This is a genomic window from Pseudomonas izuensis (assembly GCF_002356535.2).
GTDB lineage: Bacteria > Pseudomonadota > Gammaproteobacteria > Pseudomonadales > Pseudomonadaceae > Aquipseudomonas > Aquipseudomonas izuensis.
Genome location: NZ_AP017423.2, coordinates 4,483,590 through 4,508,789, shown reverse-complemented (window position 1 = coordinate 4,508,789; position 25,200 = coordinate 4,483,590). Strand labels below are relative to the sequence as shown.

18 protein-coding genes are annotated in these 25,200 nt (G+C 60.5%); 11 read left to right on the top strand and 7 right to left on the bottom strand.

Annotated elements, in window-relative coordinates; all coding sequences use genetic code 11:
* The first annotated feature begins 62 nt into the window (after positions 1–62).
* Complete coding sequence (locus tag LAB08_RS19895; RefSeq protein WP_096510091.1) at positions 63–1,760, top strand: AMP-binding protein; 1,698 nt, start codon at positions 63–65, stop codon at positions 1,758–1,760.
* 678 nt (positions 1,761–2,438) lie between these two features.
* On the opposite strand, the gene LAB08_RS19890 is transcribed toward LAB08_RS19895, so the two are convergent.
* The 3 genes from LAB08_RS19890 to LAB08_RS19880 form a co-directional block, all read right to left on the bottom strand.
* Positions 2,439–3,338, bottom strand: coding sequence for a hydroxymethylglutaryl-CoA lyase (locus tag LAB08_RS19890; protein ID WP_096510093.1), 900 nt, complete (start codon positions 3,336–3,338; stop codon positions 2,439–2,441).
* Positions 3,339–3,485: 147 nt separating this feature from the next.
* Positions 3,486–3,887: a MerR family transcriptional regulator gene (locus LAB08_RS19885; RefSeq protein WP_007980992.1), complete on the bottom strand. Its 402-nt coding sequence runs from the start codon at positions 3,885–3,887 to the stop codon at positions 3,486–3,488.
* Positions 3,888–4,093: 206 nt separating this feature from the next.
* Positions 4,094–5,023 carry a LysR family transcriptional regulator gene (locus LAB08_RS19880; RefSeq protein WP_096510094.1) on the bottom strand — a complete coding sequence of 310 codons (930 nt, stop codon included), beginning with the start codon at positions 5,021–5,023 and terminating at the stop codon, positions 4,094–4,096.
* Between the two features lie 174 nt (positions 5,024–5,197).
* On the opposite strand from LAB08_RS19880, the gene LAB08_RS19875 reads away from it, so the two are divergent.
* The gene (locus tag LAB08_RS19875; protein WP_096510095.1) at positions 5,198–6,427 is read left to right on the top strand and encodes an acyl-CoA dehydrogenase; all 1,230 of its coding nucleotides are present in this window, start codon (positions 5,198–5,200) and stop codon (positions 6,425–6,427) included.
* A gap of 108 nt (positions 6,428–6,535) precedes the next feature.
* Here LAB08_RS19875 and LAB08_RS19870 read toward each other — a convergent pair whose 3' ends face one another.
* Together LAB08_RS19870 and xthA are read right to left on the bottom strand one after the other, a co-directional pair.
* Positions 6,536–7,876 carry a substrate-binding domain-containing protein gene (locus LAB08_RS19870; RefSeq protein WP_096510096.1) on the bottom strand — a complete coding sequence of 447 codons (1,341 nt, stop codon included), beginning with the start codon at positions 7,874–7,876 and terminating at the stop codon, positions 6,536–6,538.
* 187 nt (positions 7,877–8,063) lie between these two features.
* Positions 8,064–8,876: an exodeoxyribonuclease III gene (xthA, locus tag LAB08_RS19865; RefSeq protein ID WP_096510097.1), complete on the bottom strand. Its 813-nt coding sequence runs from the start codon at positions 8,874–8,876 to the stop codon at positions 8,064–8,066.
* 314 nt (positions 8,877–9,190) lie between these two features.
* Between xthA and LAB08_RS19860 the strand changes: the two genes are divergently transcribed.
* From LAB08_RS19860 to LAB08_RS19830, 7 genes are all read left to right on the top strand, one after another.
* Complete coding sequence (locus tag LAB08_RS19860; RefSeq protein ID WP_096510098.1) at positions 9,191–9,841, top strand: GNAT family N-acetyltransferase; 651 nt, start codon at positions 9,191–9,193, stop codon at positions 9,839–9,841.
* A 66-nt stretch (positions 9,842–9,907) separates the two neighbouring features.
* Positions 9,908–11,635: an autotransporter assembly complex protein TamA gene (locus tag LAB08_RS19855; protein WP_096510099.1), complete on the top strand. Its 1,728-nt coding sequence runs from the start codon at positions 9,908–9,910 to the stop codon at positions 11,633–11,635.
* Entirely contained in the window at positions 11,632–15,306 is a 3,675-nt protein-coding gene (locus LAB08_RS19850; protein ID WP_096510100.1) for a translocation/assembly module TamB domain-containing protein, read from the top strand. The genes LAB08_RS19855 and LAB08_RS19850 overlap by 4 nt, the downstream gene beginning before the upstream one ends.
* Before the next feature lie 234 nt (positions 15,307–15,540).
* Positions 15,541–16,023, top strand: a complete 483-nt coding sequence (locus LAB08_RS19845) for a MarR family winged helix-turn-helix transcriptional regulator (protein ID WP_096510101.1) — start codon at positions 15,541–15,543, stop codon at positions 16,021–16,023.
* Positions 16,013–17,482, top strand: coding sequence for an efflux transporter outer membrane subunit (locus LAB08_RS19840; protein ID WP_096510102.1), 1,470 nt, complete (start codon positions 16,013–16,015; stop codon positions 17,480–17,482). The genes LAB08_RS19845 and LAB08_RS19840 overlap by 11 nt, the downstream gene beginning before the upstream one ends.
* 15 nt (positions 17,483–17,497) lie before the next feature.
* A complete protein-coding gene (locus tag LAB08_RS19835; protein WP_096510103.1) occupies positions 17,498–18,697 on the top strand; it encodes an HlyD family secretion protein in 1,200 nt (399 codons plus the stop codon).
* Between the two features lie 159 nt (positions 18,698–18,856).
* On the top strand, positions 18,857–20,389 hold the full coding sequence (locus LAB08_RS19830) for a DHA2 family efflux MFS transporter permease subunit (protein WP_096510104.1): 1,533 nt from the start codon (positions 18,857–18,859) through the stop codon (positions 20,387–20,389).
* A gap of 122 nt (positions 20,390–20,511) precedes the next feature.
* On the opposite strand, the gene lpxH is transcribed toward LAB08_RS19830, so the two are convergent.
* Both lpxH and LAB08_RS19820 read right to left on the bottom strand, forming a co-directional pair.
* Positions 20,512–21,264 carry a UDP-2,3-diacylglucosamine diphosphatase gene (gene lpxH / locus LAB08_RS19825; RefSeq protein WP_096510105.1) on the bottom strand — a complete coding sequence of 251 codons (753 nt, stop codon included), beginning with the start codon at positions 21,262–21,264 and terminating at the stop codon, positions 20,512–20,514.
* Positions 21,261–21,764 (bottom strand): peptidylprolyl isomerase, encoded by a 504-nt coding sequence (locus LAB08_RS19820; protein ID WP_095192734.1) that lies wholly within the window; start codon positions 21,762–21,764, stop codon positions 21,261–21,263. The genes lpxH and LAB08_RS19820 overlap by 4 nt, the downstream gene beginning before the upstream one ends.
* A gap of 249 nt (positions 21,765–22,013) precedes the next feature.
* Here LAB08_RS19820 and LAB08_RS19815 point away from each other — a divergent pair, with 249 nt between their 5' ends.
* Together LAB08_RS19815 and cysS are read left to right on the top strand one after the other, a co-directional pair.
* A complete protein-coding gene (locus LAB08_RS19815) occupies positions 22,014–23,711 on the top strand; it encodes a glutamine--tRNA ligase/YqeY domain fusion protein (protein ID WP_096510106.1) in 1,698 nt (565 codons plus the stop codon).
* Between the two features lie 16 nt (positions 23,712–23,727).
* Positions 23,728–25,110 (top strand): cysteine--tRNA ligase, encoded by a 1,383-nt coding sequence (gene cysS / locus LAB08_RS19810; protein ID WP_096510107.1) that lies wholly within the window; start codon positions 23,728–23,730, stop codon positions 25,108–25,110.
* The last annotated feature ends 90 nt before the right edge of the window (positions 25,111–25,200 follow it).

Sequence of the window (25,200 nt, the reverse complement as noted above, 5' to 3'; positions counted from 1 at the left end):
AACGCGGAGCCACATTGTGGGAGACCGCGAGTCGCCCGTTAATAAAGACAATAGGGGTCATCATGGATCAACCCACTGCAAACCCGCAGCGCAGCTACACCCGCGGTTCCCAGGACAAAGCCTTGCTGGCAATGACCATCGGCCAGGCGTTCGATAACACAGTGGCGCAGTACCCGACCGGGGAAGCGCTGGTCGTGCGCCATCAACAGCTGCGCTACACCTGGCGGCAATTGGCGGAAATTGCGGACCTGCATGCCAAGGCACTGCTGGCGCTGGGCTTGCAGACCGGTGACCGTCTCGGCATCTGGGCACCGAATTGCGCCCAGTGGTGCATCAGCCAGATCGCCAGCGCAAAAATCGGCGTGATCCTGGTCAACATCAACCCGGCTTACCGCAGTTCCGAACTCGAATACGTATTGAAGCAATCCGGCTGCCAGTGGCTGGTGTGCGCCGGGGCCTTCAAGACCTCCAATTACCACGCCATGTTGCAAGGCCTGGTGCCGGAGCTGGCGGAGCAATCCATCGGCCAGTTGCACAGCGAGCGCCTGCCCGAGTTGCGCGGTGTCATCAGTCTGGATGCGCAACCGCCCAGCGGTTTCCTGCCGTGGTCGCAACTGGCCGAACTGGCCGGTGGCGTGTCGGACGAACAATTGCACGAGCGCCAGGACAGCCTGCATTTCGACCAGGCAGTGAACATCCAGTACACCTCCGGCACCACCGGTTTCCCCAAGGGCGCGACCCTCAGTCACTACAACATTCTCAATAACGGTTACATGGTCGGTGAAAGCCTCGGACTGACCGCCGCGGATCGCCTGGTGATCCCGGTGCCTTTGTACCACTGCTTCGGCATGGTCATGGGCAATCTGGGTTGCATCACCCACGGCAGCACCATGATTTATCCCAACGATGCCTTCGATCCGCTGCTGACCCTGAACACCGTCGCCGAAGAAAAGGCCACCGCGCTGTACGGCGTGCCGACCATGTTCATCGCCATGCTCGATCAACCGCAACGCGGCGAGTTCGACCTGTCGACCCTGCGCACCGGGATCATGGCCGGAGCAACGTGCCCGATCGAAGTGATGCGCCGTGTCATCAATGAAATGCACATGAGTGAAGTGCAGATTGCCTACGGCATGACGGAAACCAGCCCGGTGTCGTTGCAGACCGGTCCGTCAGACGATCTGGAATTGCGCGTCACCACCGTCGGCCGCACTCAGCCGCAGCTGGAAAGCAAGATCATCGACGAGGCGGGCAACCCGGTGCCCCGCGGCACCATCGGCGAACTCTGCACCCGGGGCTACAGCGTCATGCTCGGTTACTGGAACAACCCGGAGGGCACTGCCGAAGCGATCGACCAGGCCGGATGGATGCACACCGGTGACCTGGCGAGCATGAACGCCGAGGGGTATGTGTGCATCGCCGGACGTAACAAGGACATGATCATCCGCGGTGGCGAGAATATTTACCCGCGGGAGCTGGAAGAGTTCTTCTTCACCCACCCAGCGGTGGCTGACGTGCAGGTGATCGGCATTCCTTGCTCGCGTTACGGTGAAGAGATCGTCGCCTGGATCAAGTTCCACCCCGGCCACAGTGCGACCGAACAGGAACTGCAAGCCTGGTGCAAGGAGCGCATCGCGCACTTCAAGACGCCGCGTTACTTCAAGTTCGTGGAAGAGTTCCCAATGACCGTGACCGGCAAGATCCAGAAATTCCGTATGCGCGAGATCAGTATTGAGGAGTTGCGCATCAACAAGGCATGACACAAAACCTGTGGGAGCGGGCTTGCCCGCGATGATGGTGGAACAGTCAGCATCGATGTTGAATGTAATGCCCCCATCGCGGGCAAGCCCGCTGCCACAGGGTTTTGCATTATTTTCAGAATCGCAGACAGCACAAAGGGGAGCCGAAGCTCCCCTTTAATTTTCGTTGCGCGTGCTCTTTTTTTATTATTGAGGGGCGGTCTGTTTTTGTTTTTGGCAACCGTTGCCCTTTACCGCTGTTTTTGGCGATCCCCATCCGGGATCAAGAGCAAACGTATTTTTTTGAGCGCTGATCTACTTTTTCGCTGAGCGATCCAACCAGTTCGGGAGCTACCTGAAGGTAGTTTTATTGTTCTCTGCCCGGTTGCGGGTTACTCCGAAAAGCACCCTGAAAAGCACATCTTCTCCAAAAAAATCTGTTAGCTGCGTCTCTGCCGTGTTGTTTTTGTTATGTCAGAGTCGTTACGTCTTGTTTTTATTAGGTGTGTCGCAATTTTTTATTCTTGTTATGCCATAGAGATAGCAGGAGCCGTGCCAACTTTTAAAAATCATTTAAAATCAATAACTTAATATTTTGTAGGATTTTTCTCTCAGGGAATCCCTGACAATTTGTTTCCGTGTTACTCGCTTTTCCCCACATTTCGGATGTCGCGGTAACACACGAAGGTGTCGTTGCACTCAATGTGCGCTAAGGGCCTTCGCCACACGGGAGCCGGTCGGGCGACCCAGCACGGCGCTGATTTGCCGGCCGGCGCGTATCAGGGCCTCCAGGTCAATGCCGGTTTCGATCCCCAGGCCATTGAGCAGGTAAACCACGTCCTCGGTGGCGACGTTACCGCTGGCGCCCTTGGCGTAAGGGCAGCCACCGAGCCCGGCGATGGAGCTGTCGAACACCGAGATCCCTTCCAGCAGGCTGGCGTAGATATTGGCCATGGCCTGGCCGTAGGTGTCGTGGAAATGCCCGGCCAGTTTTTCCCGGGGTACATCTGCCGATACCACCTCAAACATCCTGCGGGTTGCGCCGGCGGTGCCGGTGCCGATGGTGTCGCCCAGAGAAACCTCGTAGCAGCCCATGGCATAGAGTTCACGGGCCACGCGCGCGACTTGTTCTGGTGCGACCTGACCTTCATAAGGGCAGCCCAGCACACAGGACACGTAACCGCGCACGCTCACACCGTGCTGGCGGGCCGCGTCCATGATCGGTACGAAACGCTCCAGGCTTTCGCTGATCGAGCAATTGATGTTGCGTTGGGAAAAGGCTTCGGACGCCGCGGCGAACACTGCGACCTCCTTGACCCCGGAGGCGAGGGCGTCTTCAAAACCGCGCAGGTTGGGCGCGAGTGCGCCGTAGGTGACGCCCGGTTTGCGCTGGATCTGCGCGAAAACATCGGCGGAACCTGCCATCTGCGGCACCCATTTGGGTGAAACGAAACTGCCGACTTCTATATAGCCCAGGCCCGCGGCCGTGAGCGCGTCGACCAGTTGCACCTTGTCGGCGACACTGATGGGTTGAGCTTCGTTTTGCAGACCGTCGCGGGGGCCGACTTCGACAATGCGTACTTGGGTGGGGAGGGACATGGGATTCGACCTGTTCTTATTGTCTGAATGTTCGATGAACCCTGTGGGAGCGGGCTTGCCCGCGATGGCGTTGGGTCAGTCAGCATCAATGTTGAATGTCATGCCCTCATCGCGGGCAAGCCCGCTCCCACAGGGCATTGTGTGGATCTACTGGATTGATTCCTGACTCTTGAGCGTCTGCTCCAGCGCCTGCACACAGCGCTCTTCAGCGGTATCCAGTTCCAGTTTCATCTGTTCGATGTCCAGCAGTTGCTGTTCCAGCTGTTCCCGGCGCTCGCTGATTTTTGCCAGCATGCTGTGCAGTTGCTTGGTGTTACCGCTGGACGGATCGTAGAGTTCGATCAGTTCGCGGCATTCGGCCAGGGAAAAGCCAATGCGCTTGCCCCGCAGGATCAGCTTCAGGCTGACCTTGTCACGGGGTGAATAGATGCGTTCCTGACCACGGCGTTCGGGACTGAGCAGGCCTTGCTCTTCATAGAAACGAATGGCCCGTGTGGTGATGTCGAGCTCGCGGGCGAGGTCGGAAATGCTGTAGGTCTGGCTGCTCATGGAAGCGCTCGCAAAAGGTCATGCGCTAAGCTAATGGCAGGTTGACGTTTACGTCAAGTGGCAGGGATTTTCAGTGTCATCACTGGCCTCTTCGCGAGCAGGCTCGCTCCCACAGGGGATATCTATCTGACACAAATATTGTGTTCACTGAATATCCATTGTGGGAGCGAGCCTGCTCGCGAAGAACGATAACGCGGTGCAGAGCCCTACACCTTCTCCAGCTTCTTCTCATGCGCCGTCACCTGCTGGCACAACTCGATCATCTGCTCGCGCATCCAGCGGTTGGCCGGGTCCTGGTCAGTGCTTTCGTGCCAGTAGAGATGGGTTTCCACCGGCGGCACATCGTTGACCGGCAGGCTGAAGGCGTGCAAATCGTTACGGCGGGCGAAGCGTTCCGGCACGGTCATGACCATGTCGGTCTGTTGCAGCACTTGCGAGGCCATCAGGTAATGCTGGGAACGCAGGGCGATCTTGCGCTGGATGCCCATCTTGCCCAGGGCCAGGTCGACGTGACCCAGGCCGCTGCGCCGGCTGGAAATATGGATGTGGGTCAGGCCCAGGTAATCATCCAGCGTGAATTTTTCCTTGGTGGCCAGTGGGTGCCCCTTGCGCATGGCACAGACGTAGCGGTCTTCCATCAACTTGACGTGGCGCACCTGCGGGTCAGTGTTGAGCGGCGCGTCCACGGCGAAATCGAGGCGGCCGGCCGCCAGTTCCTTGGTGGTCTCGCGGCGCTTGGACAGGAAACTCTCGATGATCACCGTCGGCGCGAGGCGGCGCAGGCGCTGGAACAGCGGCGGCAGGATCACCGCTTCAGTCAGGTCGGTCATGCTGATGCGATAGGTCTTGACTGCCTGCAGCGGGTTGAAAATGCGGCTTTCCTGCACCGACACCCGCAGCAGCGAGAGGGCGTTACGCACCGGGCCGATGATGTTCTGCGCCATTGGCGTGGGCACCATGCCCTGGGCGGTACGTACGAACAACGGATCGTTGAAGGTCTCGCGCAGGCGGGCCAGGGCGTTCGACACCGCAGGTTGGGTGATGCCGACAATCTGCCCGGCGCGGGTCAGGTTGGCTTCGGTGTAGATCGCGTCGAAGACGATGAAAAGGTTGAGGTCGACCTTGCTCAGATTCATTTACGCGGCTCTCTTATTGTGTGGACGGGCAGCCTTGGCTATCAGTCGATCATATATCGGTGATGAATGTTAATACACGCCGAGAATAGGCTAGGTAAATTTTCATGGCTGTTCTAGCATCGATTGCATGAACTAAACAACTCCTTTGACCCCAGCAAAAAGGTAGATCTGCTCATGGATTTCGCTTATTCGCCCAAGGTGCAAGAACTGCGTGAGCGCGTGACTGCGTTCATGGACACCTACGTCTATCCCGCCGAAGCCGTGTTCGAACGTCAGGTTGCCGAGGGCGATCGCTGGCAGCCGACGGCGATCATGGAAGAACTCAAACTCAAGGCCAAGGCCGAAGGCCTGTGGAATTTGTTTCTGCCTGAGTCCGAGCTCGGTGCCGGCCTGACCAACCTCGAATACGCGCCGCTGGCAGAAATCATGGGTCGCTCGTTGTTGGGCCCCGAGCCGTTCAACTGCTCGGCGCCGGACACCGGCAACATGGAAGTGCTGGTGCGCTACGCCAATGAAGAACAGAAACAGCGTTGGCTCGAACCGCTGCTGCGGGGGGAGATCCGCTCGGCGTTCGCCATGACCGAACCGGACGTTGCCTCCTCCGATGCCACCAACATGGCTGCCCGTGCGGTGCGCGATGGCGACGAGTGGGTGATCAATGGCAAGAAATGGTGGACGTCCGGCGCCTGCGATCCGCGTTGCAAGATCCTGATCTTCATGGGCCTGAGCAACCCCGACGCCCCGCGCCATGCCCAGCACTCGATGATTCTGGTACCGGTCGATACCCCCGGCGTGAAGATCCTGCGTCCGCTGCCGGTGTTCGGTTATGACGATGCGCCCCACGGTCACGCCGAAGTGTTGTTCGAAAACGTGCGGGTGCCGTACGAAAATGTCCTGCTGGGCGAAGGACGCGGTTTCGAGATTGCTCAGGGTCGCCTCGGCCCGGGCCGGATTCACCACTGCATGCGTTCGATTGGCATGGCTGAGCGCGCGCTGGAACTGATGTGCAAACGCTCGGTGAACCGTACGGCGTTCGGTAAGCCCCTGGCACGCCTGGGCGGCAACATCGACAAGATCGCCGACTCGCGGATGGAGATCGACATGGCGCGCCTGCTGACGTTGAAAGCGGCGTACATGATGGACACCGTCGGTAACAAAGTGGCCAAGAGCGAAATCGCGCAAATCAAGGTGGTGGCGCCGAACGTGGCCTTGCGGGTGATCGACCGGGCCATCCAGATTCATGGCGGGGCAGGGGTGTCGAATGATTTCCCGCTAGCCTACATGTATGCCATGCAGCGTACCCTGCGCCTGGCCGACGGCCCGGACGAAGTGCACCGCGCGGCGATCGGCAAGTTCGAGATCGGCAAGTACGTGCCTAAAGAGATGATGCGTAGCGGTCAATAAGTCTGCGTTATCGTTCTTCGCGAGCAGGCTCGCTCCCACAGTTGGAATGCATTCCCCTGTGGGAGCGAGCCTGCTCGCGAAGGCGGTGGCCCATTCAACGCAGTAATATCAGTAAACCCAAACCTCAACCCGCCGATTCTTGATCCGCCCTTCATCTTCGTTGTTGGCCGCCACCGGCATTTCGGCGCCAAAGCCGCGGACCTCACGCAATACCACGCCGCTTTTCACCAGTTCCCGCCGCACCGCCATGGCCCGCAGTTTCGACAACAGGTCGGCGCGTGCCGGATCGCTCTTGGCATCGCCAAACCCCACCAGCGTGACCTGCCGCTCGGTTTTGTCATGCTGCTTTATATAGTCGAGTACCCGTGACAGGTCCTGTCGGGCCTTGTTGTCGAGGCTGGCGCTGCCTTCTTCGAAACGAAAATTGACCGTCAACCGCTGCGCGTGACGGCTGAGTCCCTGATAGCCCTCGGGCATCAGCGCATTCGGGGTGACGGCCATGGCCTGCACGGTCTGCGCGATAAAACCGTTGGCGGCAACAATCGCCTGGCCCTGGCTGCTTTGGGCGTAGGCCACCAGCGCCTCGGCCCAGGGATTTTTCCCGTTCGGTGGCAAGTAAAAGAACAAGCGGCGGGACAACGGATAGTCTTCGGTGGCGATCAGGCTGTTCTGCGGCAACATGGCCTGGGATTGGCCATCGACAATCGCCACGGTCTTGGCCTGGCGCACGTAGGGCAGGCCAATGAAGCCAATGCCTTGGGGGTCGAGGCTGACCGCATCGGACAATTGCTCGCTGGATTCGAAGCGTTTCGCGGCACCGCTCAGGGTTTTCCCGTGGCCATTGAGGACCAGCTCCTTGAACGTATCGTACGTGCCGGACTGATCATCCCGCGCATACAGATGAATCATCCCGCCACTGCCGCCGAGTTCTTCCCAGGTTTTCACTTCGCCACTGAAAATGCGCGCCAGTTGCACGGTGTCGAGCTGTTTCAGCGGGTTTTGTGGATGAAGGATGATCGCCAGGCCGTCGATGGCAATGACCTGTTCCGCTCTGGCACTTTTCAGATCGCCCAGTGATTGAAGGTCGAGCACCTCACGCTCCTTGATCGGACGTGACGAAGCCGCCAGATCGGCGCTGCCGGTTTTCAGTGCCGTGAAACCGGTACTGGAACCGTGGGCTGTCAGCTCCACTTCGATCCGGCGCCCCTGTACGGTTTCACCCACGATCCGCAGTTCATTGGCCTTGTCCGGGGTTTCGCTGTGTACTTTTATAAGGCCCTGTTGGCGCAGCAAACCTTCGACCAGTGCCGGGCCCAATGCCGCGCCAATGGTGTTGGAGCCCTGGATGCGCAGCACCGGGCCCTGCTCGGGCGTCGGCAGATCGCTGGCCGAGGTTGTTAGCGGCAGCCAGGCGCAGAGCATCAACAGGAACAGAACGCGCAGCGTCATGCCGGCACCTTACATAGCGAAAGAGGTGTCGGGAGATTAAGTCAGTAAGATGTCCGAAATATGACACTTTCCATTGTAGAAGCGAGCCTGCTCGCGAAGGCGGTATCTCAGTCAGCATTAATGTCGACTGACACTCCGCCTTCGCGAGCAGGCTCGCTCCCACAGGGAAACCGCGCAGGGCTTGAGATCAGCTCAATTCAAGCCAGATCGGCGCATGATCCGACGGTTTTTCCATGCCGCGCAGTTCGTAGTCCACGCCCGCATCCTTGACCCGTGGCAGCAGGCCGTGGGACGCCAGGATCAAGTCGATGCGCAATCCACGCTTGGGCTCGTCTTCAAACCCGCGGCTGCGATAGTCGAACCAACTGAAACGATCGGTCACATCAGGGTTGAGGTGACGGAAACTGTCCACCAGGCCCCAGTTTTTCAAGCGGGCCATCCACTCGCGCTCTTCCGGCAGGAAGCTGCATTTGCCGGTTTTCAGCCAGCGTTTCATGTTGTCCGGGCCGATGCCGATGTCGCAGTCTTCCGGGGAGATATTCACGTCGCCCATGACGACAAGCGGCTGGTCGTTCTTGAACTGGTCTTCCAGCAATCGCTGCAGATCGCTGTAGAAGCGTTCCTTGGCGGGGAATTTTGTCGGGTGGTCGCGGCTTTCACCTTGTGGGAAATAGCCGTTCATGATGGTCACCGGCACGCCATTGGCATCGGCGAACGTGCCCCAGATGAAGCGCCGCTGCGCGTCTTCTTCATCGGTGACGAAGCCTTTGTGCAGGGCCAGTGGTTCCTGACGCGAGAGCAGGGCGACGCCGTAATGTCCCTTTTGCCCGTGGAAATATACGTGGTAGCCCAGGGCCTTGACTTCATCGAGGGGGAACTGGTCGTCGTGGACCTTGGTTTCCTGCAGGCCGATCACATCGGGCTGGTGCTTTTCAATCAGCGCCGCCAGCTGATGGGGACGGGCGCGCAGCCCGTTGATGTTGAAGGAGACAATCTTCATGGTCGGCAGTCCTGGCAAAAGGGCGATGCTAGCTGACATGTCGGAATGGGGCCAGTGGTCAGTCAGATCTTCGTCGACAGTGCGGGCCTCATCGCGGGCAAGCCTTGCTCCCACAGGTTCTCGGTCCAGCTTTACCTGTGGGAGCAAGGCTTGCCCGCGACGAGGCCCGCACAATCACAGCTGTGTCGACTGGCAGAGCCTGCTCCCACAATCAATGAGTCTGGTCTATACCTGTGGGGGAACTGTGTCGTCACCCAAAGGCTCCTACCCACAAGAGCGCAGCCACCCGAGCCGCGCCGGGGAGATCAATCGTCATGCCCGAAACCTCCACCGCGATTGCCGATATCCACATGCTCGACAGCGGTTATTCCCGCGAAGCGCGTTCCCTGTTGTACCAGGCTTACCGGCACGAGCCGACATTCGCTTACCTGTTCGAAGCCGAACGCCCTGGTTATGAACAGCGGGTGCGCGCCACTGTGCGGGAACTGGTCAAGCAGCACTTTCTGCAGGATTTCCCGGCCATCGGCCTGCTGGTCAACGATCGCTTGATCGGCATCGCGCTGATCGCGCCGCCACTGCGTCGGCTGGGTATTACCGAAAGCTGGGCCTGGCGTTTGCGCATGGTGCTCAGCACGGGATTTCGCTGCACCCGACGCTACCTTGAGTATCACGATGCCGTAGCGGCGTGCGTGCCGTCCGACTCGGTGCATGTCCTGCCGTTGCTGGGGATTCATCCGCAATTCCAGGGCAAGCATTTCGGCGAGCAATTGCTGCAAGCGGTGCATAACTGGTGCGCGGTGGATGAAAAATCCCAGGGGGTGATTCTCGACACCGGGGATCCGCGATATCTGGAGTTCTACAAGCGTCAGGGCTATGAGGAAATCGGCGAGGTGGCTGTAGGACCGATCCGTGAACATGTGTTTTTTCACGCCAACCCCCAGGTGGTGCAAACAGCCACGGCATAAGAGTGAGAACTTTCCGGCCACGCTATGCTCTATCACGCTCTCAAGCTCGTGATAGCATCCGCGCCTATGAAGTTTCCAGGAAGATTTACCAGTGGCGTGCTCATGCTGATCAGCAGCTGCGCGGCACTGGCCCAAAGTGAATTGGATGTGCGGATCAAACCGTCCAACGATGCACTGAAAGCCAATATAGAGGGCTATATCGGCAGTCTCGGCGATCGTGATGAAGAAGCCTTGTTGCGCTTCAGTCGAGGCGCCGAGGAACAGGCGCGCAAGGCTGCCCAGGCCCTGGGTTATTACCAGCCGCAGATCGACAGCAAAGTGACGGGGGGCAAGACACCGCACCTGATACTGGAAATCGACCCCGGCGAACCAGTGCATCTGCGCAACGTCACCATCCGCGTCGACGGCCCGGCGGCCTCCCTTAAAGCCTTTCGTGTGCCCAAGGGCCATGCGCTGCAAACCGGCGCAGTGCTCAATCATGGCCAATACGAAGACGCCAAGCGACTGATCCAGAATCAGGCCTCGCGCTACGGTTTTTTCAGTGGCCGTTTCACTCGTTCGACGTTGTCGGTCGACCCGCGGGCCGGGGTGGCCGATATCGAATTGATCTACGACAGCGGCCCGCGTTACTCCCTGGGCAAGGTCAGCTTCGAAGGCGACACGCCATTCGACGAAGACTTGCTGCAACGCATGGTGCCGTTCAAAGCCGGTACACCGTATGACTCCGAACTGATCGCCGAACTCAACCAGGCACTGCAATCGAGCGGCTATTTCGAAGGCGTGCGGGTGGATGCCGCGCCGACGGCTTCCAAGGAGGATGTCATCCCGGTGGACGTCAAACTGGAAACCCGCAAGCCACGGACCATGGGCCTCGGGCTTGGTTTTTCCACTGACGTCGGTCCACGGGTCAAGGCCAACTGGACCCGGCATTGGGTCAACCCGCAGGGTCACAGCTATGGCTGGGAGACCGAAATCTCGGCGCCACGGCAAAACGTCGGGTTGTTCTATGACATTCCGCTGGACCCGCCGCTGACGGACAAACTGCGGTTTGCCGGTGGTTATCAGAACGAAGAAATTGCCGACAAGGACAGCCTCAGCAAGATGCTGACCCTGGGCCCCGAATGGCACAGCAAACTGCCCAGCGGCTGGCAGCGGGTCGTGTCGCTCAAGTGGCAGCGCGAGGAATATCGGCTCGGCGACGACTCCGGGCTCAGTACGTTGCTGATGCCGGGCGTGAGTTATTCGTACCTTAAAAGTGACAACCGCATCGATCCGCACAACGGCTATCGCCTGGCATTCGAAACCAAAGTGGCCAAGGAAGGTTTGGGCTCGGACAACAACCTGGTGTACGGCACGGCGTTGGTCAAAGGCCTGACCACGGTGTTCGACAAACACCGTTTGCTCGGTCGGGTGCAGGTCGGCGGCAGTGCCACCAACGGTTTCAAATCGGTGCCGCCGTCGCTGCGGTTCTTTGCCGGTGGCGACCAGAGCGTGCGCGGTTATGACTATCAGAGCCTGTCCCCGGAAAACAGCGAGGGTGACCGCATCGGCGGCCGCTACATGGTCGCGGCCAGTGCCGAGTACCAATACTCCATCGCCGAAAAGTGGCGGGTCGCGACCTTCGTCGACCAGGGCAACTCCTTCAATACCCTCGATCTGCCGAACCTCAAGACCGGGGTCGGCATTGGCGTGCGCTGGGTCTCGCCGGTAGGACCGATCCGCCTCGACCTGGCCCATGCACTGGACGACGATGGCGGTATTCGATTGCACTTTTCCATGGGGCCTGAATTGTGAAGCGTGGTTTGACCGTAACGCTGCTGGCGATTCTGACGTTGTTGATGCTGGTGGTCTTGACGTTGGTCACGGTGCTGGGTACAGCGACGGGCAGTCGCTGGGCACTCGGTTTTGTGCCGGGCTTGAGCCTGGACAATTTCCAGGGGCAATTAGGAGGGCAGTGGAGCGCAGACCATGTGCTCTGGCAGCAGGGCACCAGCCGGGTCGAGCTGGACAAAGTAATGTTCGCCTGGTCGCCGTTGTGCCTGACACGCATGACCTTGTGCATCGAACAATTGCAGGCTGATCAGGTCAGCCTGCAATTTCCGCCCGGGGCGCAAGAAGAGAGCAGCGGGCCGATCAGTCTTCCGGATTTGCAGTTGCCCGTGGCGCTCGAACTGGGCGACGTTCGGATCGGCCGCCTGCTGTTCAACGGCAGTGAACAGCTCAAGGGCCTGCAACTGGCGGCGCACTGGACGACCAGCGGCTTGCAGATCGACTTGGTCAGTTTGCAACGCGATGAGCTGAGCCTGAAGCTGTCCGGCCTGCTGCAACCGACCGGCAACTGGCCGCTCAAGGCAGAAGGCAAACTCACGCTTCCTGCGCCAGGCACCGAGCCATGGGCACTGGCCCTGAAAGTCGATGGCGACCTGCTCAAGACCCTGAACCTGAAGGCTGACAGCAGCGGCTACCTGAACGGACAATTGACCGGCGAGCTGCAACCCTTGGTGGAAAACCTGCCGGCCAAGGTGCGGATCACCGCTGACGGCTTCAAGGCCAGCGCCGACTTGCCGGACACCCTGCAACTCAATCAACTGGAACTCACCGGTGCCGGTGACCTGAAAAACGGTTATCAGTTGCTCGGCAATGCCACGTTGCCTGCCGAACAAGGCCCGGTGGCGCTGATGCTACAAGGCAAGGTCGACGCCAACGGTGCGCAGATCGCGGCACTGGACCTGACGGCCAACGACAAGCAAAGCCTCAAGCTCACGGGGCAACTGGATTGGAGCAAAGGCTTGAACGCCGAGGCCAAGGTCGATTGGCTGGATTTCCCCTGGCACCGCCTCTATCCATTGATCGATGAGCCGCAAGTGGCCTTGCGCACCTTCAAGGGCGAAGTCTCCTACACCGACGGCAAATACCTTGGCCACTTCGACGCCTTGGCGGATGGCCCGGCCGGAGCGTTCAGCCTGAGCAGCCCGTTCGCCGGGGACCTGACGAAAATCTACCTGCAACAAATTCAATTGACCGCCGGGCAGGGCAAGGCCGAAGGGCACCTGAACCTGCAATTCGCCGATGGCATTGCCTGGGACACCGCGCTGGACCTTTCGGCGATCAACCCGGCGTACTGGGTTGCGGAGCTGCCGGGCATCCTCGCCGGACCGTTGCGCAGCAAAGGCGAGATGAAGAATGAAAAACTCAGCCTGAGCGCCGACCTTGATCTGAAGGGAAAGCTGCGTGGCCAACCGGCAGTATTGCAAGCCAAGGCCGATGGCGGCGGCGAGCTATGGAATCTGAACGCGCTGCAAATCCGTCTGGGCGACAACAGCATCAACGGCAAGGGCAGCCTGCAACAGAAGCTTGTGGGGCAGATCGACATCAAGTTGCCGCGTCTTGCCCAGCTCTGGCCGCAATTGCGCGGCCAGGTCAATGGTCGCGTGGATGTCGCCGGTACGCTCAAGGCGCCCCAAGGCAAGCTCGGGCTGCAAGGTACGCAACTGGCGTTCGCCGACAATCGCCTGCAAAGCCTGAACCTGGACGCCACCCTCGACAGTGCGCAACGGGCGAAAATCGACCTCAAGGGCAGCGGTATTCAGGCCGGTGATACCTCGCTCGGCACCTTGACCGCCAGCGGCCAGGGCGACATCAAGAACCAGAAACTGAGCCTCGACCTGCAAGGGCCGAAGCTGAAACTCGCCCTTGGGCTGGACGGCGCGCTGGACACCGGCAACTGGCGCGGTCGCCTGGCCAGCGGCGATATCCAGGCCGGTGGCCAGGACTGGAAACTCCAGGGTCCGGCTAAACTGGAGCGGCTGGCGGACGGCCAAATCAACTTTGGCGCCCACTGCTGGATGTCCGGCCAGGCCAGCCTCTGCGGCGAAGATCAGCGGTTGGTGCCTGAGCCGAAGCTGCGTTACCACCTCAAGCAATTCCCGATCGACAGCCTCGCGCAGTGGTTGCCGAAGGATTTCACCTGGCAGGGCCGACTCAACGCCGACGTGCAACTGGACCTGCCGGCCAGCGGTCCGAACGGGCAGATCAGCATCGATGCCAGTGGCGGCACGCTGCGGATCAAGGAAAAGGACCAGTGGCTGGAATTCCCGTATCAGACGCTGAAACTCACCAGCAAACTCACACCCAAGCGCATCGACACCGACCTGAATTTCGTCGGCGGCAAACTCGGCGAATTGATGGTGCAGGCGCAGATCAACCCGCTGCCGAAGAACAAACCGGTGACCGGTTCATTCCGCTTGAGTGGCCTGGACCTGTCGGTGGCGCGTCCGTTTGTGCCCATGGTCGAGAAGCTGGCCGGGCGTTTGAATGGCAGCGGCACGATTTCTGGCGGATTGCTGGCACCGCAGGTCAGCGGCAATTTGCTGCTCAGTGATGGCGAGGTGTCCGGGCCTGAACTCCCGCTGGCAATCCAGGCCTTGCAACTGCGGGCGGTAATCGCTGGCGAAACCGTGCAACTCAATGGCGATTGGAAAAGCGGCAAGACCGGGCAGGGCAGCCTCAACGGCAATATTGCCTGGGGTCAGGCACTGATGGTTGACCTGGCGCTCAAGGGCTCGCAGTTACCCGTCACCGTCGAACCTTACGCCAAGCTCGAAGTGGCGCCGGACCTGAAGATCTCGATCAAGGACGACAAGCTGGCGGTCGCCGGCAAAGTGCGGGTGCCCAAGGGCGACATCACCATTCGCGAGTTGCCGCCATCGACGGTCAAGGTGTCGGATGACACGGTGATCGTCGGCCAGCAGACCGAAGAGGGCAAGCCGCCGATGGCCACGGTGATGGACATCGATGTGGTGGTGGGGGAAGACAAACTGAGCTTCGCCGGGTTTGGCCTGACGGCGAACCTGCAAGGTCATGTGCACATCGGCGACAACCTCGACACCCGTGGCGAGCTCTGGCTCAACGACGGGCGTTACCGTGCGTACGGCCAGCGCCTGACCGTGCGCCGGGCGCGCCTGTTGTTTGCAGGTCCCATCGATCAGCCGTACCTGGACATCGAAGCGATCCGCCAGACCGACGACGTGATCGCCGGCATTCGCTTGAGCGGCAGTGCCGAGCAGCCGACCACGCAGATTTTCTCCGAGCCGGCCATGAGTCAGGAGCAGGCGTTGTCTTACCTGGTGCTGGGGCGTCCGCTGAGCACCACGGGTGAAGACAACAACATGCTCGCCCAGGCAGCGCTCGGGTTGGGCTTGATGGGCAGTTCGGGGGTGACCGGTGGTCTGGCGAAAAACCTGGGTATCGAGGATTTCCAGCTCGATACCCAGGGCAGCGGCAACACCACCAGCGTGGTCGCCAGCGGCAACCTCTCCGAGAGGCTCAGCCTGCGCTATGGCGTCGGTGTGTTCGAGCCGGCCAACACCATTGCCTTGCGCTACAAGCTGAGCAAAAAGGTCTATCTCGAAGCGGCTGGCGGCGTGGCCAGTTCGCTGGACATCTTCTACAAGCGGGATTTCTAAGCCGCACTATCTACGAACCGAGTCGCTCCCTTCGCGAGCAGGCTCGCTCCCACAAGGATCACGCTGTACCTGGGGGAGCGAGCCTGCTCGCGAAAGCGTCAGTGTGGGCGCCACAAAACCCGACACCATTGGTCAACTATTTACCAAGCAACCTAACTATTGCGTTGACATTCGCTGCCTAGGCAGTAACATCTCGACATACATTCACTGCCTAGGCAGCTAACTGGTGGTCAGATGAAGCATTTCTCCCCGGACGATTTCCACAATTGCCATCTCGGTCTGCTGCTCGGGCGCGCTGCGCTGCTCAAGGACAAGATCATCGACACGCACATGGAACCCCACGGCATCACCGCCGCGCAGTTCAAGGTGCTGATCATCATGGCCCAGTTCGGGGTTGATACGCCGGGCGAACTGTGCCGGCACTTGTCCCTGGATAGCGGTTCGATGACCCGCATGCTCGATCGTCTGGAACAGAAAGGTTTCCTCGCTCGCCAGCGCTCTGAAGCGGACCGCCGCCAGGTGCGGCTGGTGCTGACCGAAGAGGGGCAGAAACTGGCCGATCGCCTGCCGCACATCGGCGCCGATGCCATGAACGAACTGGCCGGTGCCGTAACTCCGGAGGAGCTGCAAACCCTGGAACGGATCCTCAAGAAAATTTTGCTGGCAGCCGGTGACTCGATCACCTTGCTGCGGGTAGGTGGAAACGATGAACAGTAAGACCCTGCGTACTGGCTTGAGCCTGGTGCTGTTGGCCATGAGCCTGGCCGGTTGCGCCAATTACAGTGGCCTGACCACCGAAGGCGTCAGCCTCGATGCGAAAAGCCTCAAGGCCGGGCAATCCCTTGGCGATGTGAAGCTGTCGCCGGCGGCCTGGCCGAAAAGCGACTGGTGGAAAAACCTCGGCGATCCGCAGCTCGACAGTCTGATCCACGAAGCCCTGCACGACAGCCCCGACATGCAGATTGCCGACGCCCGTGCCCATCAGGCCAGCGCCGCTGCTTACGCCGCCGATGCCGATCGGATGCCGACCCTCGATGCCAGCGCCGGCGTCAGCCGTTCGCGCCTGGCCCGGGACCAGGACCCGAGCGGGCAGGGCGACCGCTACGCGACGCTGCGCAACATCAGCACCAGCTTCAACTACAACTTCGACCTCTGGGGTGGCCAGCGTGACGCCTGGGAAGCCGCATTGGGCCAGGCCCGGGCTGCCGAAGTGGATCGACAGGCCGCGCAGTTGACCCTGTCCGCCGACGTCGCCCGCGCCTACAGCGATCTGGGCCAGGCGCACATCGTTCATGACCTGTCCGCCGAAGACCTCAAGCGCACCCGGCAAATGCTCGACCTGAGCAAGCGCCGACTGAGCGCCGGGATCGATAGCCAGTACCAGTTCCAGCAGACCGAAAGCCTGGAAGCCACTTCCCAGGCCAATCTGATCGACGCCGAGAAACGCCTGAATAGCGCGAAGATCGCCTTGGCCGTACTGCTGGGCAAGGGCCCGGACCGCGGCAATGAAATCGCCCGGCCGCAAATCCTCAAGGCCAGCGCCGTGGCGTTGCCGTCGGTGCTGCCCGCCGAGTTGCTCGGCCGTCGTCCGGATCTGGTGGCTGCGCGCTGGCGGGTCGAAGCGGCGAGCAAGAACATCGACGCCGGCAAAACCCGCTTCTATCCCAACTTGAACCTCAGTGCCGCCGCCGGTGCCGAATCTTTGTTGGGCGATGCGATGTTCGGTTCGGCGAGCCGCTTTTTCAACATCGCGCCAACCCTTTCCGTGCCGATTTTCGACGGTGGCCGCCTGCGCGCCGACCTCGATTCCCGCGACGCCGACTACGACCTCGCGGTGGCGCAGTACAACAAAAGCCTGGTGAAGGCATTGGGGGATGTCAGCGACAGCATCAACCAATTGCGTGATATCGGCCGGCAAATCGCTGCCCAGCAGCACGCCACCGACATCGCCCAGGATTCTTACAACACCGTGGTCCAGCGGTACGGTTCCGGCATCGGTAACTACCTGGACGTGCTCAGCATCGAGCAGCAATTGCTCCAGGCCCAGCGTCAGCTGGCCAACCTGAATGCCGAGCAGATCGATCTGTCGATCCAACTGATGCAGGCGCTGGGCGGTGGCTTCCAGCCTGAGGCCATGGCCTCGGCCAACGCTGCTCCAGCCACGCTGACTCACTAATTCAAGGTATTTGTCATGGCCACTGCCGAAACAACCCCAACTGAAACACCCCAGGGCAATCCCAACTCGGGCAAACGCAAGTTCATGTTGTTGATCCTTGCCGTCGCTGTCGCGTTGAGCGGCGCTGGTGTCTGGGCTTATCACGAGTTTTATGGTCGCTGGAGCGAAAGCACCGACGACGCCTACGTCAATGGCAACGTGGTGGAAATTACCCCGCTGGTCACTGGCACGGTGGTCAGCATCGGTGCCGATGATGGCGATCTGGTTCATGAAGGCCAGGTGCTGGTGAACTTCGACCCCAACGACGCCGAGATCGGCTTGCAAAACGCCCAGGCACAACTGGCCCGCACCGTGCGCCAGGTGCGCGGCTTGTACAGCAATGTCGATGGCATGAAAGCCCAGGTCAATGCGCAACAGGCCGAAGTGCAGAAGGCCCAGGACAACTTCAATCGGCGGAAAAACCTTGCCGCCGGTGGGGCGATTTCCCAGGAAGAGCTGTCCCACGCCCGCGACGACCTGACCTCGGCGCAGAACGCCCTGGCCGACGTGAAGCAAAAACTGAAGACCACCAGCGCGCTGGTCGACGACACCGTGGTGTCATCGCACCCGGACGTGATGGCCGCCGCCGCGCAATTGCGCCAGGCCTACCTGAACAACGCCCGTAGCACCCTGATCGCGCCGGTCACCGGTTACGTGGCCAAGCGCACCGTGCAACTCGGCCAGCGTGTGCAGCCGGGCACGGCACTGATGGCGGTGATCCCGCTGGATCAGCTGTGGATCGACGCCAACTTCAAGGAAACCCAATTGCGCGACATGCGCATCGGCCAACCGGTGGAAATCGAAACCGACCTTTACGGCAGCAGCGTGAAATACAGCGGCACCATCGACAGTCTCGGCGCCGGTACCGGTAGCGCGTTTGCCTTGCTGCCGGCGCAGAACGCCACGGGTAACTGGATCAAGATCGTGCAGCGGGTGCCGGTGCGGGTTCATGTGAATGCCGAAGAACTGGCCAAACACCCCTTGCGGGTCGGCCTGTCGTCCATGGTCGATGTCGATCTGCACGATCAGAGCGGCCCGGTGCTGGCGCAACAGCCACCGCAGAAGGCGTCGTTCAGCACCAGCATCTATGACCGTCAGTTGGCCGAGGCTGACGCGATGATCACGCAACTGATTCACGACAACAGCGCCGCGGTCAGCAAGACCGCCAACCGCTGATTCGCCAAGCATTCATCACACCGGCCCTGTGGGAGCGAGCCTGCTCGCGAATCCGGTGTGTCAGGCGACATTGATGCAGCTGACACGCCCCCTTCGCGAGCAGGCTCGCTCCCACAGGGGGTTAGCTGTGACCGACCGCCCTGTTTCATAGGATTCGCGATGAGCAATAACGCGTCTTTCACGCCCCCCAGCCTGGTGCTCAGCACCATCGGCCTGTCGCTGGCGACCTTCATGCAAGTGCTCGATACCACCATCGCCAACGTGGCGCTGCCGACGATTTCCGGCAACCTGGGCGTGAGTTCGGAACAGGGCACCTGGGTGATCACCTCGTTTGCGGTGAGCAACGCGATTGCGCTGCCGTTGACCGGTTGGCTCAGCCGGCGTTTCGGCGAGGTGAAGCTGTTTATCTGGGCGACGCTGCTGTTCGTGCTGGCGTCATTCCTGTGCGGGATTTCTACCACCATGCCGGAACTGGTGGGCTTTCGGGTCCTGCAAGGGGTGGTGGCGGGGCCGTTGTACCCGATGACCCAGACGCTGCTGATTGCGGTCTACCCACCGGCGAAACGGGGGATGGCCCTGGCGTTATTGGCGATGGTGACGGTGGTGGCGCCGATTGCCGGGCCGATCCTCGGTGGCTGGATCACCGACAGCTATAGCTGGCCGTGGATCTTCTTCATCAACGTGCCCATTGGCCTGTTCGCCGCGTGGGTGGTCACGCAACAGATGAAGAAGCGTCCGGTGGTCACCAGCCGCCAACCCATGGATTACGTTGGCCTGATCGCGTTGATCATCGGCGTCGGTGCGTTGCAGATTGTCCTCGACAAAGGCAATGACGCCGATTGGTTCGAATCCAGCTTCATCATTATCGGCTCGGCGATTTCCGTGGTCGCCCTGGCGTTCTTCGTGATCTGGGAAATGACCGATGAGCACCCGGTGGTGAACCTGCGGTTGTTCGCCCACCGCAATTTCCGCTACGGCACCATCGTGTTGATTCTGGGCTATGCCGGGTTCTTCGGGATCAATCTGATTCTGCCGCAATGGTTGCAGACACGCCTGGGGTACACCGCGACCTGGGCCGGTTTCGCCGTGGCGCCGTTGGGCATCCTGCCGGTGCTGCTGTCACCGTTCGTCGGCAAATACGCACCGCGCTTCGACATGCGGGTGCTGGCGGGCGGGGCGTTCCTGGCTATTGGCCTGAGCTGTTTCATGCGTGCCGGGTTCACCAATGAAGTGGACTTCCAGCACATCGCCATGGTGCAACTGTTCATGGGTATTGGCGTGGCGCTGTTCTTCATGCCGACCCTGACCATCCTGCTGTCGGACCTGCCACCGCACCAGATTGCCGACGGCTCGGGCCTGGCCACGTTCCTGCGGACCCTGGGCGGCAGCTTCGCGGCATCGTTGACCACCTGGATCTGGATCCGCCGCGCCGACCAGCACCATGCCTACCTGACCGAAAGCATCACCCCGTTCGATCCGGCGACCCGGGAAGCGCTGACCCATCTGGGCGGGGCAGGGGCCAAGGCGTACACGCAGCTGGAGCAGACGGTGGTCAGCCAGGCGTACATCATGTCCACGGTGGATTACTTCACCTTGCTGGGCTGGATGTTCATGGGCTTGATCCTGATCGTGTGGCTGGCCAAGCCGCCGTTTACCGCGAAAGCAGGCCCTGCGGCCTCCGCGGGCCACTAAACACCACATAACCCCTGTGGGAGCGAGCCTGCTCGCGAAGAGGGAGTGTCAGCTACATCAATGTCGCCTGACACACCGCATTCGCGAGCAGGCTCGCTCCCACAGTGGATATGTGTTCGGTGTTAGAGAGTGGGCGCTGCCAACTGCGGCGGCGGGGCAAAATCAAAGGGCGCCAGCGCAAACCCCTGCTCATCCACCTGTAACGCCCACCCCTGACGATCCCAGTCCCCCAGCACAATGCGCCGGGCCGCCTGATCGCCAAGTTGCAACTTGTGGATGGCCGGGCGGTGGGTGTGGCCGTGGATCAGGGTTTTCACCCCGTACTGGCGCATGATTTGCGGAATCTCTTCGGGCGTGACATCGACGATGTCGTTGGCCTTCATGCGCGTTTGCGCACGGCTTTCACTGCGCAGCTTGCGCGCCAGCTTATGCCGGGTGCTCAACGGCAGATGCCGCAGGATGAACAGGCTGATGGGATTGCGCAGGTAGCGACGCAGCTTCATATAGGCTTCGTCGCGGGTGCAAAGGCTGTCGCCGTGCATCAACAGCACCGGCTCGCCGTTGAACTGCACGACACTCGGGTCTTTCAGCAGGGTGCAGCCGGCCTGTTTGCAGAAGGCCCGGCCGAGCATGAAATCGCGATTGCCGTGCATCAGGAAAATGGCTGTGCCGCTGTCGCTCAAATCGCGCAGGGCCTGGCAGATGGAGCGCTGGAAAGGGGTCATGGCGTCATCGCCAATCCACACCTCGAAAAAGTCGCCCAGAATGTACAGCGCACTCGCCGAGCGGGCGCGTCCGGCGAGCAAATCCAGAAACGCCCGGGTGATGTCCGGGCGCTCCTCTTCCAGATGCAAGTCTGAAATCAGCAATATCACTCAATGATCTCGGCTTTCTCGATGATCACGTCGTCTGCTGGTACGTCCTGGTGGCCGGACTTGGAAGTGGTGGCCACACCTTTGATCTTGTCGACAACGTCGGTGCCGGCGGTCACTTTACCGAATACCGCGTAGCCCCAGCCTTGTACGTTCTTGCCGCTGTGGTTCAGGAAGCTGTTGTCAGCCACGTTGATGAAGAACTGGGCGGAAGCCGAATGCGGCTCCATGGTGCGAGCCATGGCGACGGTGTATTTGTCGTTGGAAAGACCGTTGTCGGCTTCGTTCTGGATGCTTGGGCGCTTGTCTTTCTTTTCTTTCATGCCAGGCTCGAAACCGCCGCCCTGGATCATGAAGTTGCCGATGACACGGTGGAAAACGGTGTTTTCGTAGTGGCCGGCCTTGACGTATTCAACGAAGTTGGCAACGGTGATCGGTGCCTTTTCAGCGTTCAGTTCGAGGACGATGTCGCCGAAGTTGGTGGTCAATTTGACTTGGGTCATGTTGGCTACTCTTTCAAGGAATTCGTGGGTGTCGAGGCAGCGCGGCCCCTTACCGTGTTGGTCTGTTTCGACCAAGGAGCGCAGTTTAGCGCGACAGGCGCGAATTTCGAGGCTGTTTTTCATTTGCATCCGATTAAATGCAGCCGTTTTCGGGCCTGCTCTGTCAGCGGCTTGACGGCATCGGCTATGATAGCGGCTTTGTTTTGTCCGGCCTTTACGCAGGCCATGCACTTGTACGCCAAGGATCCTATGAGCAAGCCCACTGTCGACCCTACCTCGAATTCCAAGACCGGCCCTGCCGTGCCGGTCAACTTCCTGCGGCCGATCATCCAGGCAGACCTGGACTCGGGCAAGCACACGCAGATCGTCACCCGTTTCCCGCCTGAGCCCAACGGCTACCTGCACATCGGCCACGCCAAGTCGATCTGTGTGAACTTCGGCCTGGCCCAGGAGTTCGGCGGCGTCACGCACCTGCGTTTCGACGACACCAACCCGGCCAAGGAAGACCAGGAATACATCGACGCAATCGAAAGCGACGTCAAGTGGCTGGGCTTCGAGTGGTCCGGTGAAGTGCGTTATGCCTCGCAGTATTTCGACCAGTTGCACGACTGGGCCGTCGAACTGATCAAGTCCGGCAAAGCCTATGTCGACGACCTGACGCCTGAACAAGCCAAGGAATACCGTGGCAGCCTGACCGAGCCTGGCAAAAACAGCCCGTTCCGCGACCGCAGCGTCGAAGAGAACCTGGACCTGTTCGCCCGCATGAAGGCCGGCGAGTTCAAGGACGGCGCCCGTGTGCTGCGCGCGAAGATCGACATGGCCTCGCCGAACATGAACCTGCGCGACCCGATCATGTACCGCATCCGTCACGCTCATCACCACCAGACCGGCGACAAGTGGTGCATCTACCCGAACTACGACTTCACCCACGGTCAGTCGGACGCCATCGAAGGCATCACCCACTCGATCTGCACCCTGGAGTTTGAAAGCCACCGTCCGCTGTACGAGTGGTTCCTCGAAAACCTGCCGGTGCCGGCCAACCCGCGCCAGTATGAGTTCAGCCGCCTGAACCTGAACTACACCATTACCAGCAAGCGCAAGCTCAAGCAGTTGGTCGATGAAAAGCACGTCAATGGCTGGGACGATCCGCGCATGTCCACGCTGTCGGGCTTCCGCCGCCGCGGCTACACGCCGAAATCGATCCGCAACTTCTGCGAAATGATCGGCACCAACCGTTCCGACGGCGTGGTGGACTTCGGCATGCTCGAATTCAGCATCCGCGACGACCTCGACCACAGCGCCCCACGCGCCATGTGCGTGCTGCGTCCCCTGAAAGTCGTGATCACGAACTACCCGGAAGGCCAGGTCGAAAACCTCGAACTGCCGTGCCACCCGAAAGAAGACATGGGCCTGCGCAAGCTGCCATTCGCCCGTGAGATCTACATCGACCGTGAAGACTTCATGGAAGAGCCGCCAAAAGGCTACAAGCGCCTGGAACCGGCCGGCGAAGTGCGTCTGCGTGGTAGCTACGTGATCCGTGCCGACGAAGCGATCAAGGACGCCGACGGCAACATCGTCGAGCTGCGCTGCTCGTACGACCCGGACACCCTGGGCAAGAACCCTGAGGGGCGCAAGGTCAAGGGCGTGATCCACTGGGTACCGGCCGCCGCCAGCGTCGAGTGCGAAGTGCGCCTGTACGACCGTCTGTTCCGCTCCGCCAACCCGGAGAAAGCCGAGGACAGCGCGAGTTTCCTGGACAACATCAACCCGAATTCACTGCAAGTGCTGACCGGTTGTCGTGCCGAACCCTCGCTGGGCAACGCACAGCCGGAAGACCGTTTCCAGTTCGAGCGCGAAGGTTACTTCGTCGCGGATATCAAGGACTCGAAACCCGGTCAGCCGGTATTCAACCGTACCGTGACCCTGCGTGATTCGTGGGGCCAGTGATTCAAGGATTTAAGACGTGCTAACGATCTACAACACGCTCACCAAGAGCAAAGAAGTCTTCAAGCCGCTCGATGGCAACAAGGTGCGCATGTACGTGTGCGGCATGACCGTGTACGACTACTGCCACCTGGGCCACGGCCGCAGCATGGTCGCCTTCGACCTGGTGACCCGCTGGCTGCGCTTTAGCGGCTACGATCTGACTTATGTGCGCAATATCACCGACATTGACGACAAGATCATCAATCGCGCCAACGAGAACGGCGAGTCGTTCGAAGCCTTGACCGAGCGCATGATCGCGGCGATGCACGAAGATGAAGCGCGCCTGAACATCAAGAAGCCGGACATGGAGCCGCGTGCCACGGACCACATCCCTGGCATGCACGCGATGATCCAGACCCTGATCGACAAGGGTTACGCCTATGCGCCGGGCAATGGCGACGTGTACTACCGCGTCGGCAAGTTCATGGGCTACGGCAAGCTGTCGCGCAAGAAGATCGAAGACCTGCGCATCGGTGCGCGCATCGAAGTCGACGAGTCCAAGCAGGACCCGCTGGACTTCGTGCTGTGGAAAGCTGCCAAACCGGGCGAGCCGAGCTGGGAATCGCCGTGGGGCGCCGGGCGTCCGGGCTGGCACATCGAGTGCTCGGTGATGTCCACCTGCTGCCTGGGCGAGACCTTCGACATTCATGGCGGCGGCAGCGACCTCGAGTTCCCGCACCACGAGAACGAAATCGCCCAGAGCGAAGCGGCCACCGGCAAGACCTACGCCAATGCGTGGATGCATTGCGGCATGATCCGCATCAATGGCGAGAAGATGTCCAAGTCCTTGAACAACTTCTTCACTATTCGCGACGTGCTCGACAAGTACCACCCGGAAGTCGTGCGTTACCTGCTGGTGTCGAGCCACTACCGCAGCGCGATCAACTACTCGGAAGACAACCTCAAGGACGCCAAGGGCGCCCTGGAGCGTTTCTACCATGCGTTGAAAGGCCTGCCGAACGTGGCGCCGGCGGGTGGCGAAGCGTTCGTCGAGCGTTTTACCACGGTGATGAACGACGACTTCGGCACGCCGGAAGCCTGTGCGGTGCTGTTCGAGATGGTGCGTGAGATCAACCGCCTGCGCGAGAGCGATCTCGATGCGGCGGCCGGTCTGGCGGCGCGCTTGAAGGAACTGGCCAGTGTGCTCGGTGTGTTGCAGCTCGAAGCCGATGATTTCCTGCAAGCAGGCGCCGAAGGGCGTGTGGACGCAGCTGAAGTCGAAGCGCTGATCGCTGCACGCCTGGCAGCGCGTGCTGGTAAAGACTGGGCCGAATCGGACCGCATCCGCGACCAGCTCACCGCCATGGGCGTGGTGCTGGAAGACGGCAAGGGTGGCACGACCTGGCGTCTGGCTGACTGATTGCCGTATTGGCTATAAAACAAAACCCGCCTTGTGCGGGTTTTTGTTTTTTGGACAGGAGTGCATCGTTGTCTGAGGTGACGCCATCGC

Bases quoted from the DNA above. Each gene is read 5' to 3' on its own strand.
- LAB08_RS19895 (WP_096510091.1), top strand. From the start codon at position 63: ATGGATCAACCCACTGCAAACCCGCAGCGCAGCTACACCCGCGGTTCC.
- LAB08_RS19890 (WP_096510093.1), bottom strand. From the start codon at position 3,338: ATGTCCCTCCCCACCCAAGTACGCATTGTCGAAGTCGGCCCCCGCGAC.
- LAB08_RS19885 (WP_007980992.1), bottom strand. From the start codon at position 3,887: ATGAGCAGCCAGACCTACAGCATTTCCGACCTCGCCCGCGAGCTCGAC.
- LAB08_RS19880 (WP_096510094.1), bottom strand. From the start codon at position 5,023: ATGAATCTGAGCAAGGTCGACCTCAACCTTTTCATCGTCTTCGACGCG.
- LAB08_RS19875 (WP_096510095.1), top strand. From the start codon at position 5,198: ATGGATTTCGCTTATTCGCCCAAGGTGCAAGAACTGCGTGAGCGCGTG.
- LAB08_RS19870 (WP_096510096.1), bottom strand. From the start codon at position 7,876: ATGACGCTGCGCGTTCTGTTCCTGTTGATGCTCTGCGCCTGGCTGCCG.
- xthA (WP_096510097.1), bottom strand. From the start codon at position 8,876: ATGAAGATTGTCTCCTTCAACATCAACGGGCTGCGCGCCCGTCCCCAT.
- LAB08_RS19860 (WP_096510098.1), top strand. From the start codon at position 9,191: ATGCCCGAAACCTCCACCGCGATTGCCGATATCCACATGCTCGACAGC.
- LAB08_RS19855 (WP_096510099.1), top strand. From the start codon at position 9,908: ATGAAGTTTCCAGGAAGATTTACCAGTGGCGTGCTCATGCTGATCAGC.
- LAB08_RS19845 (WP_096510101.1), top strand. From the start codon at position 15,541: ATGAAGCATTTCTCCCCGGACGATTTCCACAATTGCCATCTCGGTCTG.
- LAB08_RS19840 (WP_096510102.1), top strand. From the start codon at position 16,013: ATGAACAGTAAGACCCTGCGTACTGGCTTGAGCCTGGTGCTGTTGGCC.
- LAB08_RS19835 (WP_096510103.1), top strand. From the start codon at position 17,498: ATGGCCACTGCCGAAACAACCCCAACTGAAACACCCCAGGGCAATCCC.
- LAB08_RS19830 (WP_096510104.1), top strand. From the start codon at position 18,857: ATGAGCAATAACGCGTCTTTCACGCCCCCCAGCCTGGTGCTCAGCACC.
- LAB08_RS19820 (WP_095192734.1), bottom strand. From the start codon at position 21,764: ATGACCCAAGTCAAATTGACCACCAACTTCGGCGACATCGTCCTCGAA.
- LAB08_RS19815 (WP_096510106.1), top strand. From the start codon at position 22,014: ATGAGCAAGCCCACTGTCGACCCTACCTCGAATTCCAAGACCGGCCCT.